The sequence below is a fragment of the Mycobacterium pinniadriaticum genome, assembly GCF_026242045.1.
Classification (GTDB): domain Bacteria; phylum Actinomycetota; class Actinomycetes; order Mycobacteriales; family Mycobacteriaceae; genus Mycobacterium; species Mycobacterium pinniadriaticum.
Window position 1 is genome coordinate 231283 of the sequence record NZ_JAPJDO010000005.1, and the last position, 15386, is coordinate 246668.

The window sequence follows — 15386 nt, forward strand, 5'->3', positions numbered from 1 at the left end:
ATCAGGCCGATGCGCGGGGGTGGGCCGGCAGCACGGCCAGCACGATCACCGCCCCCGCCACGCAGACCGTGGCGGCGGTCAGGCAGCCGGCCTGCAGGCCGACCAGGAACGCGTTGTCGACGGCGCTGCGCACTGCCCCGGCGATCGGCGCGGGCGCCTGGGCGGACACCGCGAGTCCTTGGGCCAGCCCTTCGCGGGCCACGGACTGCACGGGCGACGGCAGCAGGGCCAGTGGCTGGCTATCGGCCAGATGCCGGATATAGAGGGTGGAGAAAATGCTGCCGATGACCGCCACTCCCAAGGTGCCGCCGACCTGGCGGGTGGCATCGTTGACCGCCGATCCGGCTCCGGCCTGCTCGGGGCGCACCACGCCCATGATCGAATCGGTGGCCGGTGCCGTGGTGAGTCCCAGCCCGCCGCCGAGCAGCGCCATCTGTGCGGCCATCGTCGGATAGGTGATGCCCAGATCGCTGGCCGCAATCCAGAAGAACGACCCGGCCAGCAGCAGAAGGCCGGCGAACACAACGACTTTGGTGCCGACGCGGGTCACCGCCAATCGGGTGCCGAGGATCGATCCCACGGCGATGGACAGTGCCACGGGCAGGATGCGCACCCCGGTTTCCAGAGGGCTGTAACCCTGGAGCAGCTGCATGAATTGGGTGATCAGGAAGATGAAGCCGAACAGGGCGAAGAACGCGATGGTCACCGCGCCGCTGGCGGCGCTGAACCGCAGGTTGGTGAACAGGGAGACATCGAGCAGCGGATCGCGTTGTCGGCGTTCCCACCACGCGAAGCCCACCGCGGCGACGAGTGCGACGGCGAACCCGGTCAGGGTCGCGCCGCTCGCCCAGCCCCGGTCCGGGGCCTCGATGATCGTGTAGACGAGAGCGCCGAGCATGATCACCGACAGCACGACGCCGCCACGGTCCAGTCGGTGCTGCCGGCCGGGCGACGCGCCTGGAATGACGATGGGGGCCGCCAGCGCCGCGGCCAGGGCGATCGGGGCCAGTGCCAGAAACAGGCTGCCCCACCAGAAGTTTTCCAGCAGTGCGCCGCCGAGAATGGGTCCGATGGCCACGCCAAGACCGGTGACCGCGCCCCAGACGCCGATCGCGGCCGCCCGCTGCCGAGCCTCGCGGAAGGTGTCGGTGATGATCGCCAGCGTCGTGGGAAAGATCAGCGCCGAGGCCACGCCCATTACCAGCCGCATGCCGATCAGTGGTCCGGTCGAGGTGCACAACGCGGCGCCCACGCTGCCGACCGCGAACAGCAGCAGGCCGGCGATCAGGGTGCCGCGGCGGCCGAACCGGTCGCCGACGGTGCCGCCGGCCAGGACCAGTGCGGCGAAGGCCAGGTTGTAGGCGTCGACGATCCATTGCAGCGCCTTGGTGGAGGCACCGAGGGCCGAATTCAGGGTCGGCAGAGCGACATTGACAATCGTGGTCTCGACGTTGATGGCCAAGGCGGCCACCAGGACCACCGTGAGGATGGCGACGGGCCGGCCGCGCCGGGATGCCCCGCGCAGGGACTCCGGTGAGCGGGTTTCGACGGACATGGGCGGACGACCTTCATGTTGACGGCGATAACATTCGTGAGCATGCCAGCGTAAGTTATCGCTGTCAACATCAGGGCCTAGCTCAGGCCTTCGCCGAAGGCATCGAGCAGGCGGTCGGTGATCAGCTGCTGGCGTTCGGTACCGGCCATCCCCAACGGACCGTCGAGGAACAGCGTCGCCGCGCCGTGTACGGCCGCCCAGGCCGCTTCGTCGAAACCGTCCCTGCGGCCTTCGGCGAGCAGGCCGGCGGCCACCAGGTCGTCGACGCAGCCGCGCAGGATCTGGAACGGATGGCGGTCGGCGGGCACCACCTCGTCGCCCGGTTCGGCACCGTCCGGCGCGAACGCGGTCCGGAACAGGCCCGGCTCGGCGACGGCGAAGTCGATGTAGGCCTGACCGGTGGCGCGGAACCTGGCCAGCGCCCGGGCCGACCGTGCGCCCCGGGAGGGCACCCGATCCAATGCCTCCACCATCGCCGCTCCCATCTGCGCCATCACGTTGGCCTTCACCGCCGTCAGCAGTGCCTGCCGGTCGGCGTAGTGGCGGTAGGCCGCCGAGTTACTCACCCCGGCCAGGCGCTGCACGTCGCGCAACACCACCGCGTCGGGGCCACCCGCGCGGGCGAGTTCGACTCCGTGCTCGAGCAGCGCCTGCCGCAAGTTGCCATGGTGGTAGGAGGCGGTCGCCATGTTGACAAGTGTTACATCGCGGCAGGAATGCGTACCGGTAAAGTGCGGCGTGCAGTCGCAGGGGAATCCGGTGCGAATCCGGAGCTGTCCCGCAACGGTATGCGCGGCGTGTGCGCCCGCGAGTCCGACTACCTGCCGGCTGTGCCGGGCGCGCGGCGCCCGGGGGTTTGTCGCCACGTGGATTGGGGAGCTGCCATGCATATCGAGCCAGGGATCGTCGAAGGTCCCAAGATCGTCCTGAGTTATGTCACCGCCGCCGGGGCGGGCGCCTTTGGGGCCTACGCCACCTGGCAGCTGATCAAGGAGCGCGGAATCGCCGCCCTCCTGGCGCGCAGCGCCGCCAGCACGGCGCTGGTGTTCGTGTTCTTTCAGGTGTTCCCGCACTATCCGGTCGGGATCTCCGAGGTCCACCTGATCCTGGGCTCGACCCTGTTCCTGCTGTTCGGTGCCGCCCCGGCCGCGATCGGGCTGGCCGGCGGTCTGCTGATTCAGGGGTTGTTCTTCGCCCCGTTCGACCTGCCGCAATACGGCATGAACGTCACCACGCTGCTGGTGCCGCTGTTCGCGTTGCGGTTGGTCGCCAATCGGGTCATCGCCCCGCGGACACCCTATGTGCAGCTGCAATATCGCCAGGCTCTCGCCCTGTCGGCCACCTACCAGGCCGGCATCGTGTCGTGGGTGGCCTTCTGGGCGCTCTACGGTGAGGGGTTCGCCGCCCAGGCGATCACCGACATTGCGACGTTCGGTGCTGCGTATATGACGGTGATCATCGTCGAGCCGCTCGCCGATCTCGGCGTGTTGGCCGCCGCCAAGGGTTGGCACCGGCGCAAGGACTCGCCCTTTCTGGAACGTCGTCTGCTCAACCCTGCCTGAGCTCACAACGCCGTCGCGGCAGATGTGAGCGGGCGTTATCGCAGCTATAACGCCTCTCGGCTCCGCCCGTAATTTTTTCCATGCAGGGTGAAGCGGTGACCGGTGGGGACGATCGCGATGAGGAGACCCACCGCGGAAAGCTTCCCGTAACAGTCGTGAAACAACGCCGCCCTATCAAGGCGTGTAGGGGCTTGAGAACAACGTCAGGGTGGTCGATGGATTCATCGAGAGCAGAAGTCGCCGACCCACTCGCCGGCTTCACCGTGGGGGTGACGGCAGCTCGCCGCGCCGAGGAACTGATCATGCTCCTGGAGCGCCGGGGGGCCGCGGTCGTCCACGCGCCGGCGATCCGGATCGTGCCCCTGGTCGACGACCTGGAGTTGCGCCGGGTGACGGCACAGCTGATCGAGGAACCACCGGACCTCGTCGTGGTCACCACCGGGATCGGGTTTCGTGGCTGGATCGAGGCCACTCACGGCTGGGACGTCTCCGATGACCTGATCGCCGCGCTCGAGTCGACGCGCATCCTGGCCCGCGGCCCCAAAGCCCGCGGCGCGGTCCGTCAGGCCGGGCTGTGCGAAGAGTGGAGCCCCGAATCGGAATCCTCCGTGGAGGTGTTGGAGCGGCTGTTGTCCGACGGGGTCGATCAGCTGCGCATCGCGGTCCAGCTGCACGGCGCGGCCAGCGAATGGGAGCCCGATACCGATATCTGCGAGGCGCTGGCGCGGGCCGGGGCCCACGTGGTCAAAGTGCCGGTGTATCGCTGGGAACCGCCCGCCGATACCCGGCGAATCGACCAGCTGATCTCGGCGATTGTCGATGCCGATGTGGACGCGGTGAGCTTCACCAGCGCACCCGCCGTCGCGGCGTTGCTGGAGCGCGCGAAAGCCCTTGGCGCCCTGGAATGTCTGGTCAACGCGCTGCGCAACGACGTCGCGGTGTTCTGTGTCGGGCCGGTGACGGCCACCCCGCTGACCCGACTCGGAATCGAGGCCCGCTTCCCGCAGCGGTACCGGCTCGGCGCGTTGGCCCGGCTGATCACCGATGAATTGCCATGCCTGGCAAAGCAGTACAGTGCGGGCGGGCACGACATCAGTGTCCGCAGCGCCAGCGTCGAGGTGGATGGCCAGCTGAAGGTGCTGCCACCGGCCGCCATGGCACTCTTGCGTCGGCTGCTGGTGGCACCCGGGCTGGTGGTGTCGCGCGAGGAGTTGCTCGCGGAGCTGCCCGGCGGTGGCGACGACACCCATGCGGTGGAGACGGCGGTGGCCCGGCTGCGTTCGGCACTGGCCGCGCCCCGCGTCGTCCAGACTGTCGTCAAACGTGGTTACCGCCTGGCGCTGGACCCGGCCGCGACATGACGCAAGAACTGGTCCTGGTCGCTCACGGCACCCGAAATCCGCTGGGGCTGGCCACCATCACCGAGATCGCGTCGGCCGTTGCAGCGCACGTCGGTGCGGTCCGAACCGCGTTCGTCGACGTACTCGGGCCCAATCCCCGTGAGGTGCTGGCGGATTCGACAACCCGGGCGGTCGTGGTTCCCGCGTTTCTGGCCTCGGGCTACCACGTCAACACCGACCTTCCGGCCCGGGTCGCCGAGAGCGGCCACCCCGACGTCACCGTCACTCGTGCGTTGGGACCCGACCCGGTGCTCGCCGAGATCATGCACGGCCGACTGCTCGAGGTCGGCTGGTCACCCGGTGACGCGGTGGTGATGGCGGCCGCCGGCTCGTCGGATCCGGCCGCACGACGCGAACTGGCGCAGGCCGCGGCGCTGCTGGGCGAGCTGGTGGGGGAGGTTCACCTCGGATTCGTGGCCACCGGAGTGCCGACCGTCGCCGATATCGTGCGCCGGCTGAGGAAATCCGGCCGCCGGGCGTTCATCGCCTCCTACCTGCTGGCGCCCGGGGTGTTCCACACCAAGCTCGGCCATTGCGGTGCGCACGCGGTGACCGAGCCGCTGGGCGCGCACCCCGATCTGGTGGCGCTGCTGGCACGTCGCTTCACCACGCCGGTCGGCATACGCTGGACCCCATGCCACTGACCGGAGATTACGAACCCAGCACTTCGGACTGGGCGCGCGAGAACGCCGAGTTGATCATGTCGTCGGGTGGAACGGAAGGCACCGAGCTCAAGGGGAAGGCAGTCATCCTGTTGACCACCGTCGGAGCCAAGACCGGCAAGATCCGCAAGACGCCGTTGATGAGGGTCGAGCACAACGGTGAGTACGCCGTCGTCGCCTCGCTCGGCGGCGCCCCGAAGAACCCGGTCTGGTACTACAACGTCAAGGCCCATCCGCGGGTCGAGTTGCAGGACGGCACAACCACCGGCGAGTACGAAGCCCGCGAGATCTTCGGCGACGAGAAGGCGACTTGGTGGCAGCGCGCGGTCCAGGCGTGGCCCGACTATGCCGAATACCAGCAGAAAACCGACCGTCAGATCCCGCTGTTCGTGCTGAGCCCGATTCACTGATTCGCCGTGGAAGGTGGCACCATTGAGCGGTGACCGCCGAACTGAGCCAGCACCGATTGTCAGCGCCGCTAACCGCGGCTGACATCGATGAGGCCGCGCGGCGAATTTCCGGTGTGGTCAGCCAGAGCCCGCTGCAGCACAGCGACCGGCTCTCGCAGGCCACCGGCGCCGAGGTGTATCTCAAGCGCGAGGATCTGCAGAGCGTGCGGTCCTACAAGCTGCGCGGGGCATACAACCTGCTCAAGCAACTCTCCGATGCCGAACTCGCCGCCGGGGTGGTGTGCTCCTCGGCCGGTAACCATGCGCAGGGATTTGCGCTGGCCTGCCGCTCGATGGGTGTGCACGGCAGGGTCTACGTGCCGGCCAAAACCCCGAAGCAGAAGCGTGACCGCATCCGCTATCACGGCGGGGACTACATCGACCTGATCGTCGGTGGGAACACCTACGATCTGGCGGCCGCCGCGGCGTTGGACGACGTCGCGCGCACCGGTGCCACCCTGGTCCCGCCGTTCGACGATCCGCGCACCATGGCCGGGCAGGGCACGATCGCCGTCGAGATCCTCGATCAGCTCCAGGCCGAGCCGGACCTGGTGGTCGTTCCGGTCGGTGGCGGCGGGTGCATCGCCGGGATCACCACCTACCTGGCCGAGCGGACCACGAGCACCGCGGTGCTCGGCATCGAGCCCGCGGGCGCGGCATCGATGATCGCGGCACTTGCCGCCGGCGGTCCGGTCGCGCTGGATCACGTCGACCAGTTCGTCGACGGCGCGGCGGTCAAGCAGGTCGGTGCGCTGACCTATCAGGCACTGGCCGCGGCCGGTGACATGGTGTCGGTCACCACGGTCGACGAGGGCGCGGTCTGCACCGCCATGCTGGACCTGTATCAGAACGAGGGCATCATCGCCGAGCCCGCCGGGGCGCTGTCGGTGGCGGGGTTGCTGGAGGCCGATGTCGCACCGGGGTCGACGGTGGTGTGCCTGATCTCCGGAGGCAACAACGACGTGTCTCGCTATGGCGAGGTGCTCGAGCGGTCGCTGGTGCACCTGGGCCTCAAGCACTACTTCCTGGTCGACTTCCCGCAGGAGCCCGGCGCGCTGCGCCGGTTCCTCGACGAGGTGCTCGGCGCAGGCGACGACATCACGCTGTTCGAGTACGTCAAGCGCAACAACCGCGAGACCGGGGAGGCGTTGGTCGGTGTCGAGCTTGGCTCGGCCACTGGACTCGACGGGCTGCGGGCACGGATGGACGCCTCCGGCATCCATGTCGAGGCACTGGAACCCGGTTCGCCGGCCTACCGCTACCTGACCTGACCCGCCCGCGTCACCACCACCGAATGCCCGGGCAGGTGGGTGCCGTGTGCACCCACTTCCGGCTCACCCCAGGCCAGCACCACTTCGCCGGCGGCCGGAACAGTGACCGGTTGCTCGCTGAGGTTGCAGGCGATCGCGATTGCACCGCGGCGCATCACGATCCAGCGCTCGTCCTCGTCGTAGTCGACCACCAGGTCGGTCAACCACGGGTCGGCCATGTCGGGGTCGGTGGCGCGCAGCGCGATCAGGGCCCGGTAGAAGGTCAGCAGCCTGGCGTGCTCGCCGGAGTGGATCTCGTCCCAGTCCAGCTTGGAACGCAGGAAGGTCTGTGGGTCCTGGGGGTCGGGGACGTCGTCGGCGTCCCAGCCGTGGTCGGCGAATTCGGCCTTGCGCCCTTCGGCCGTCGCCACGCCCAGTTCGGGTTCGGGGTGCGAGCTGAAGAACTGGAACGGGCTCGATGAACCCCACTCTTCGCCCATGAAAAGCATTGCGGTGTAGGGCGACCCGATGGCCAGCGCGGCTTTGACCGCGAGCTGCCCGTAGTCCAGGTTCTGCGATGGCCGGTCGCCGAGTGCCCGGTTGCCGACCTGGTCGTGGTCGGTGGTGTAGGCCATCAGCCGAGTCGCCGGGATCAGGGAGGTGTCCAACGGCCTGCCGTGTCTGCGTTGCCGGAACGACGAGTAGGTGCCGGCATGGAAATACCCGTTCTGCAGGGTGGCGGCCAGCGTGGCCATCGAGCCGAAATCGGAGTAATAGCCTTGCCGTTCGCCGGACACCGCGGTGTGGATGGCGTGGTGGATGTCGTCGTCCCACTGGGCGGTCAGCCCGTAGCCGCCGCGGTCGCGGGGAGTGATCAGCCGGGGGTCGTTGAGATCGCTTTCGGCGATCAGGGACAGCGGCCGGCCCAGAACCGCTGACAGCGCGTCAGTCTCGATGGCCAGCTCCTCCAGAAGATGGATCGCGGTGCTGTCGACGAGGGCGTGCACCGCGTCCAGTCGCAGGCCGTCGACGTGGAAATCGCGCATCCAGCGCAGCGCGCAGTCGATGATGTAGCGGCGCACCTCGTCGGCGTCCGGTCCGGACAGGTTGATGCCCTCGCCCCACGGGTTGCTCACCGCGGACAGGTACGGCCCGAACTTGGGCAGATAGTTTCCCGACGGGCCCAGATGGTTGAACACCGCGTCGATCAGTACCCCGAGTCCGCGGGTGTGACAGGCCTCGACAAAGCGCACCAAACCGTCGGGGCCGCCATAAGGTTCATGCACGGCGTACCACAGCACCCCGTCGTAACCCCAGCCGTGGATGCCGTTGAAGGCGTTGACAGGCATCAGCTCGACGAAATCGACACCCAGATCCACCAGGTAGTCCAGCTTCTCGACGGCGGAATCGAAGGTGCCGTCGGCGGTGAACGTCCCGGTGTGCAGTTCGTAGATCACCGCGCCCTCGATCGACCGGCCCGCCCACTGCTGATCTGCCCACCGCACCGCCGAGGCATCCCACAGTTGGGATCGCTCGTGTACTCCGTCGGGCTGGCGAGGGGAACGCGGATCGGGAAGTACGACCGGATCATCGTCCAGGACAAAGCCGTAGCGGGCATCCGGGGCGCAGTCCACATCGGCGCGCCACCAGTCGTCGTCGCCGGCCGTCATATCGTGCAGCTGGCCATCGACATCGAGGCGCACCAGATCGGGCACCGGCGCCCACACCGCGAATTCAGGCATCCGACCTCTCCAACAGCACGACGGGCAGATCACCGAACAACACGCCGGCCGGCGTGGGGCCGCAGAAGCGCGCACCGGTGAGCCGGTCGGTCCAGACGCCGTCCGGCAACGGCACAACGGTGTCGCCCCAGCCGTCGTGCTGCAGTCGAACCGTCCAGCGGGTGACCGCGACCAGCACGTCGGCACCACGCCCGAACGCCACGATGTGGTGGGCGGCGCCTCCGGCTGCCAACACCGGCCGATAGTCGCCGGACAGGAACGTGTCGGGGCGATCACGCCGGGCCTGCAGGGCGGCCCGCACCACCCGAATCTTCGGATGCGACAGGTGTTCGAGCTCGACTCCACGCAGGGCATAGTCGACCGGCCTGCGGTTGTCGGGGTCGACCAGGCTGTCCTCCCACAACTCGGTGCCCTGGTAGACGTCCGGGACCCCGGGGACGGTGAGGGCCAGGAGTTTCTGGCCCAGCGCGTCACTGTGTGCGTGGGGCTGGAGCTGGACCACCAGTCCGGTGAGCTCGGCGGCGGCCGGGCCATCGAGGATCGCATCCAGCCAGGCATGCACGGCGTTCTCGAATTCGGTGTCCGGATCCGTCCACGAGGTGCGCCACGCGGCTTCCCGGATCGCCTTCTCGGTGTACGCGTGCAATCGGTCGCGCAACTGGGTCGTGACCTGTCCATCCGCCGGCCACACCCCGAAGATGTTCTGCAATAAGAACAATGCGGTCGCAGGATCGGGCGCGGGTGAGGTGATCTGCCAGCTGGCGACGAATTCGGCCCACAGCGACGGCACCTGTGACAGCACGCCGATGCGCGCCCGCACATCCTCGCCGCGCTTGGTGTCATGCGTGGACAGCGTCATCATCGTGTGCGGCCACAGCCGACCGCGGACGGCGGCACTGCGGTGGAACTCCGCGGCGCTGATACCGAAGCAGGCCGGCTCACCGCCGACCTCGTTGAGCGAGACCAGCCGGGCATCGCGGTAGAAATAGCAGTCCTCCACCGCTTTTGCCGTCATCGCCCCGCACAGTTGCTGCAGGCGGGCCGCCGGTTCGGCGCAGACCATCGAGGCCGAAACCAGTGCCAGCGGCGCGGCCAACTCCGGCTCCGCCTCGACGGTGTGGGCGATGGCCACCGACAGCACCGCCGACAGGTTCTGATAGTCGCAGCGGTAGACGCCGACGTTCGTCAGCAGGGCAACCACCGCGTCGGGCAGCTGTGGGTGATCGGTGCCGACCGCGGCCACGATCGAACGGGACAGCCTGGCCAGTTCACTGGCCAAGGTGGTGGTGGCCGCACCGACCTTCAACTGGCGCAGCAGATTCGGAATGCCCGCGTAGTCGAACCCATTGACATCAACGAGTTCGGTCAGCGCTTCGGCCCCGGTGGGGTCGACAAAGATGCCACCGACCTCCCGCAGGACGTCATAACCGGTGGTGCCGTCGATCGGCAGTGAGGGATCCAGCGGCTCACCGACGCCGAGGATCTTCTCGATCACGATCCAGGCCCGTGGTCCGATCAATTCCCGCAGCCGGAGCAGGTATCCGGTCGGATCGGTCAGGCCGTCGGGGTGGTCGATGCGCACCCCGTCCACCAATCCGTCGCGAAACCAGCGGGCCACTTCGGCGTGGGAGGCCTCGAACACGGCCGGGTCCTCCTGGCGCAGACCGGCCAGCGACGTGATGGAGAAAAACCTGCGGTACCCGCACACACCGTTGCGCCAGCCGATCAGCCGGTAGTGCTGGCGGTCGTGCACCTCGGCGCCGGTTCCGTCCCCGGTGCCGGGCGCGATCGGGAAGGAGAGATCGCCGAGTCGGAGCCGGTCGCCGTCCACCCTCAGATCCGCCGTGTCTGCGTCAGAACCCAATACCGGCAACAGGATTCGGCTGTCCGGATCCGCCGACCAGTCGATGTCGAAGTACGTCGCGTAGGCCGACTGTCGGCCGTGCCGCAGCACATCCCACCACCAGGGGTTGCGCTCGGGCTGGTCCACTCCGACGTGGTTGGGGACGATGTCGACGACCAGACCCAGCCCGCGCGCCCGGGCCGCCTCGGCCAGCCGGGCCAGCCCCCCGGGGCCGCCCAGTTCGGCGGACACCGTGGTGGGGTCGGTAACGTCGTACCCGTGGCTGGACCCTGGTGCCGCGGTCAGAACGGGGGACAGGTAGAGATGGGTGACGCCGAGTCCGTCGAGATAGTCGAGGAGCTTCTCGGCGTCGGCAAAGGTGAAGGCGTCACCCGCCGAGGCGCCACGTAGCTGCAGGCGGTAGGTGGACAGCACCGGGTAGGCCATAGCTGTGACTGTTCCCGCTAGCCGGTCTTTTGAAGCACCAGAACCGATCGAGATGGCACGGTGATCGATTCGCCCGCCTTCACCACCACCTCGGTGGCGCCGGTGGCATCCCAGGTGTCCAGGACGGCGGTCCACTGCTCGGCGTAGTCGCCGTCGGGAGTGACGAACTCGATCGGCTTTCTGTGCGCGTTGAAGCACAGCAGGAATGAGTCGTCCACGACGCGTTCTCCGCGCGAATTGGGTTCGGGGATGGCGTCACCGTTGAGGAACACCCCCACAAACTTGAAGCCCGAGCCCCAGTCGTCGTGCGTCATCTCCTGGCCGGCCGGGGTGAGCCAGGCGATGTCACGGACCTGGTCGCCGGTGCGAAGCGGCTCTCCGTCGAAGAAGCGGCGCCGCCGAAAGACGGGGTGCGCCTTGCGCAGAGCGGTCGCTCTCTTGGTGAACTCGAGCAGATCGGCGTTGGTTTCCTTCAATGTCCAGTCCATCCAGGACAGCGGGGAGTCCTGGCAGTAGACGTTGTTGTTCCCCAGTTGGGTGCGGCCGATCTCGTCGCCGTGAGCGATCATCGGGGTGCCCTGCGACAGGAGCAGGGTCGCGATGATGTTGCGCATCTGTTGATGGCGAAGGGCCATGATCTGCGGATCGTCGGTCGGACCCTCCACCCCGCAGTTCCACGACCGGTTATGGCTCTCGCCGTCGCGGTTGTGCTCGCCGTTGGCTTCGTTGTGTTTCTCGTTGTAGGACACCAGGTCTGCCAGGGTGAAGCCGTCGTGGCAGGTGACGAAATTGATGCTGGCACCCGGGCGCCGGCCGGTGGCCTCGTAGAGATCCGACGATCCGGTCAACCGGGACGCGAATTCGCCGAGGGTGGCCGGCTCGCCGCGCCAGTAGTCCCGCACGGTATCGCGGTATTTGCCGTTCCACTCCGTCCACAGCCCGGGGAAGTTGCCGACCTGGTAGCCGCCCTCGCCGATGTCCCACGGCTCGGCGATCAGTTTCACCTGGCTGATCACCGGGTCCTGCTGCACCAGGTCGAAGAACGCCGACAGGCGGTCGACGTCGTAGAACTCGCGGGCCAGGGTCGAGGCTAGGTCGAAACGGAATCCGTCGACGTGCATTTCCAGCACCCAGTACCGCAGCGAGTCCATGATCAGCTGCAAGGTGTGCGGATGCCTGGCGTTGAGGCTGTTGCCGGTGCCGGTGAAATCCTTGTACAGCCGCTTGTCGTCATCGAGCAGCCGGTAGTAGGCAGCATTGTCGATGCCACGGAAGTTGATCGTCGGGCCCAGATGATTGCCTTCGGCGGTGTGGTTGTAGACCACGTCGAGGATCACCTCGATGCCGGCTTCGTGGAACGAGCGCACCATCGATTTGAACTCGGCCACCGCGCCCCCGGCGTGCTGGGTGGCGGCGTATTGGTAGTGCGGGGCGAAGAACCCGAAAGTGTTGTACCCCCAATAGTTCCGCAGTCCGAGGTCGAGCAGACGGTGGTCGTGCAAGAACTGGTGCACCGGCATCAGTTCGATCGCGGTCACGTTGAGGGTCTTGAGATGGTCGATCACCGCCGGGTGGCCCAGCCCCGCGTAGGTGCCGCGCAACTCCTCGGGTATGCCGGGATGGGTTTGGGTCATCCCCTTCACGTGGGCTTCGTAGATGATCGTCTCGTGGTAGGGGGTCCGCGGCAGGTGGTCGGATCCCCAATGGAAGAACGGGTTGATCACCACGCTGGTCATCGTGTGACCCAGGGAGTCGATCATCGGCGGAGTCCCGCCTGAGGCCGGGTCGTCGGCGTCGAGGTCATAGGAATACAACGCCTGGCTGAAGTCGAAGTCGCCGTGGAAGGACTTGCCGTAGGGGTCGAGCAGCAGCTTGCTGGGATCACACCGGTGCCCGGCCGCCGGATCCCACGGGCCGTGCACGCGGAAGCCGTAGCGTTGCCCCGGGGTGATGGTGGGCAGGTAGGCGTGCCAGACGAAGCCGTCGACTTCGTCGAGTTCGATGCGGGTTTCGGTGCCGTCCTTGGCGATCAGGCAGAGCTCCACCCGGTCGGCCACTTCGGAGAACAACGAGAAATTCGTTCCGGCACCGTCGTACTCGGCACCCAGCGGGTAGGAGGCCCCAGGCCACACGGTGGTCAGCGTGGGTTCGCTCGACGACATCTCTCGACCTTATCGACGTGGGGCGCAGGATGCGCGGGTTGTCACCACCAGCCGGTGGCCGCACCCAGCTGTCTGCCCAGTTCAGGGATCATGGTGCGCATATAGGTCGCGGAGATGTGATGAGAATCGTGGTAGATCAGCACATTTCCCTCGACAGCCCGGCACACGTCGGGCCGGCACACGGCGTCGGTCATGTCGAGGATCCTCATCTGAGGAAACCGGGCCAGAAAATCCAGGGTCTGGTTGCGGTCGGACAGTACCTTGGAACGCTTGATCCCGCAGGACACCGCGTCGCCGCCCTTGGCCAGACAATCTGCCGGGAAGAAGGGCTGTCCGTTGCGGACCAACCAGGGCGTGTCGCGCATCGCCAGGATCGGAATATTGTTGTCCGACAAGGTTTGCCAGATACCGATGTAGGTTGCCGGCATCACGTCGCCGGGCTTGATGTTCCATGGCCGGGTCGATGTGGTGAACACGAAGTCGGGATGGTCTTTGATCAGTTTGGCCATCACTCGCTGGTTCCACAGATGGCACTTCGGGTAGGGGCGGTTGTCACCCATCACCCGTGGAACTTCCTCCGTGGTCAGCGGGCAGCCCATCTTCAGATAGGTGACGATCTTGAAGTCGTGCATCTTGCCCAGCGCGTCCAGCGCGGTGATCCAGTGCTCGGCGTGTGACCCCCCGGCCAGCGCGATCGTCCGATGCGCCGCCGGGTCGCCGTAGGTGCAGTTGATGACGCCGGTGTTGTTGAAATCACTGATGCAGCCGTCGTTGGTCGACTCGGGCAGGTCGTCTTTGGCCTCCAACACGGTGGGCCGCATCGGCAGCTTCGGCACCCGGGCGTGCTCGGTCAGGGCCTGTGCACCGGGGTAGCCGGTCGTCGACAGCAAGGCCAGTTCCTTGCCGCTGGCGCGCTGGATGGTGACGTGCTCGCGCCAGGTGAACGACGTCGCCGTCAGTGCCACCCCGAGCAGTGCCACGGTGGTGCCCAGCGCGATGGTGGGCCGACGCAGACGGGTACGCCACGGAATGACGATCGGCTGCGGCGCAACCGCGGACGCCGACCTGCCGGGGGACCGCAGCGGCTCCTCGACGAACCGCATCGTCAGGTAGGCCAGTACTCCCGAGATCGCCAGGAGGATCGCACCGTCGAGGAAGCCGGCGTGGCTCCGGCCGCTGTAGGCGAGCCAGAAGATCAACAGCGGCCAATGCCACAGGTACAGCGAGTAGGCCATCGCACCGAGGGTCACCAGCGGCGCCGCGGACAGCAGCCGGTTGGGTAGTGGCAGCCGGTCACGCGTGGACGGACTGGCGTGGCGGTTGGACGCCGCCAGGATCATCAGCAGGGTCGCGCCCACGGGCACCAGCGCCCACGGTCCGGGGAACTCTTTGACCCCGTTGATGAGGGCGCCGCACGAGACGATCGCGGCCAGCCCGAGGGTGGCCAGCGCGGTGCGCAGCCACATCGGCCACCTGACATACGGCACCAGCGCACCGACGAGGGCGCCCAGCAGCAACTCCCAGGCGCGGGCGAAGCTGTTGTAGTAGGCGGCGGTCTGGTCGGAGACATGGATGACGGCGGCAAAGCTGAATGACGCGATGGTGAGCGTGGCCAGCAATGTCACAAACGTCACGCGCAGCCACCTGCCCAGGCGCCGGCGCAGCAGATAGGCAAACCCGAAAATAAAGACTAGGAACGAGATGTAGAACTGGCCCTGAACGGACATCGACCAGATGTGCTGCAGCGGACTGACCGCCTCACCGGCGCGGAGATAGTTCGACGCAGTCGCCGACAACTCCCAGTTCTGGAAGTAGCCCAGACTGGCCAGGCTCTGGTCAGCAAATGTCTCCCAGCGGGTCTGCGGCTGCACCAGGATGGTCAGCACCGCGCCCGCGGCAAGCACGACGACGAGCGCGGGCAACAGCCGCCGCACCAGTCGGAGGATCTCTGGCCAAGGCGACAGCGACGAACCCGGATTCAGGGCGGTGCGCAACAGCGAACCGCCGAAGAAGAAACCGGACAGCACCAGGAAGACGTCGACCCCGCCCGACACCCGACCGAACCACACGTGGAACAACGCCACCAAGGCGATCGCGACACCACGAAGGCCGTCGAGGTCGTGGCGGTAGAAACCCGACTTCCGCGAGCCCGTCGCGGCGCGTTGAGGGGAACCCGCGTCCGCCGCTGCCGCCGGCGGGTTGGGGGTGAGGGTCAACATGATCGGGTCTCAATGTACCCAACCGGACGGTGTGTCTCATCTGCAGCGAATCGCCGGGCCGCCGCTGTGTTGCCATGGAGCAAACGCCACCTCCG

The 15386-nt window shown here is 67.3% G+C and carries 11 protein-coding genes and 1 riboswitch; of the genes, 5 read left to right on the forward strand and 6 right to left on the reverse strand.

Features of this window, described 5'->3' with window-relative positions; all coding sequences use genetic code 11:
* Nucleotide 1 precedes the first annotated feature (1 nt).
* Both ORI27_RS08600 and ORI27_RS08605 read right to left on the reverse strand, forming a co-directional pair.
* A complete protein-coding gene (locus ORI27_RS08600) occupies nucleotides 2-1555 on the reverse strand; it encodes an MFS transporter (protein WP_265996124.1) in 1554 nt (517 codons plus the stop codon).
* Between the two features lie 77 nt (nucleotides 1556-1632).
* Nucleotides 1633-2244, reverse strand: coding sequence for a TetR/AcrR family transcriptional regulator (locus ORI27_RS08605; RefSeq protein WP_265996123.1), 612 nt, complete (start codon nucleotides 2242-2244; stop codon nucleotides 1633-1635).
* A 6-nt stretch (nucleotides 2245-2250) separates the two neighbouring features.
* Nucleotides 2251-2398, forward strand: a riboswitch (cobalamin riboswitch).
* Nucleotides 2399-2439: 41 nt separating this feature from the next.
* Between ORI27_RS08605 and ORI27_RS08610 the strand changes: the two genes are divergently transcribed.
* The 5 genes from ORI27_RS08610 (at nucleotide 2440) to ilvA (ending at nucleotide 6899) form a co-directional block, all read left to right on the forward strand.
* Nucleotides 2440-3117 carry an energy-coupling factor ABC transporter permease gene (locus ORI27_RS08610; protein ID WP_265996122.1) on the forward strand — a complete coding sequence of 226 codons (678 nt, stop codon included), beginning with the start codon at nucleotides 2440-2442 and terminating at the stop codon, nucleotides 3115-3117.
* A gap of 215 nt (nucleotides 3118-3332) precedes the next feature.
* Nucleotides 3333-4478 (forward strand): uroporphyrinogen-III synthase, encoded by a 1146-nt coding sequence (locus ORI27_RS08615; protein WP_265996121.1) that lies wholly within the window; start codon nucleotides 3333-3335, stop codon nucleotides 4476-4478.
* Entirely contained in the window at nucleotides 4475-5161 is a 687-nt protein-coding gene (locus ORI27_RS08620; RefSeq protein WP_265996119.1) for a sirohydrochlorin chelatase, read from the forward strand. Before ORI27_RS08615 ends, ORI27_RS08620 begins: the two co-directional genes overlap by 4 nt.
* Nucleotides 5152-5589 (forward strand): nitroreductase family deazaflavin-dependent oxidoreductase, encoded by a 438-nt coding sequence (locus tag ORI27_RS08625; protein WP_265996117.1) that lies wholly within the window; start codon nucleotides 5152-5154, stop codon nucleotides 5587-5589. Before ORI27_RS08620 ends, ORI27_RS08625 begins: the two co-directional genes overlap by 10 nt.
* A 29-nt stretch (nucleotides 5590-5618) precedes the next feature.
* Nucleotides 5619-6899, forward strand: coding sequence for a threonine ammonia-lyase IlvA (gene ilvA / locus ORI27_RS08630; protein WP_265996115.1), 1281 nt, complete (start codon nucleotides 5619-5621; stop codon nucleotides 6897-6899).
* On the opposite strand, the gene treZ is transcribed toward ilvA, so the two are convergent.
* The 4 genes from treZ to ORI27_RS08650 are packed head-to-tail and all read right to left on the reverse strand — an operon-like array spanning nucleotide 6887 to nucleotide 15291.
* The gene (treZ, locus tag ORI27_RS08635) at nucleotides 6887-8620 is read right to left on the reverse strand and encodes a malto-oligosyltrehalose trehalohydrolase (protein ID WP_265996114.1); all 1734 of its coding nucleotides are present in this window, start codon (nucleotides 8618-8620) and stop codon (nucleotides 6887-6889) included. The genes ilvA and treZ overlap by 13 nt on opposite strands.
* Entirely contained in the window at nucleotides 8613-10910 is a 2298-nt protein-coding gene (treY, locus tag ORI27_RS08640; protein WP_265996113.1) for a malto-oligosyltrehalose synthase, read from the reverse strand. Before treY ends, treZ begins: the two co-directional genes overlap by 8 nt.
* 17 nt (nucleotides 10911-10927) lie before the next feature.
* Nucleotides 10928-13072 carry a glycogen debranching protein GlgX gene (gene glgX / locus ORI27_RS08645; protein WP_265996112.1) on the reverse strand — a complete coding sequence of 715 codons (2145 nt, stop codon included), beginning with the start codon at nucleotides 13070-13072 and terminating at the stop codon, nucleotides 10928-10930.
* Between the two features lie 41 nt (nucleotides 13073-13113).
* Nucleotides 13114-15291 (reverse strand): acyltransferase family protein, encoded by a 2178-nt coding sequence (locus ORI27_RS08650; protein WP_265996111.1) that lies wholly within the window; start codon nucleotides 15289-15291, stop codon nucleotides 13114-13116.
* Between the last annotated feature and the right edge of the window lie 95 nt (nucleotides 15292-15386).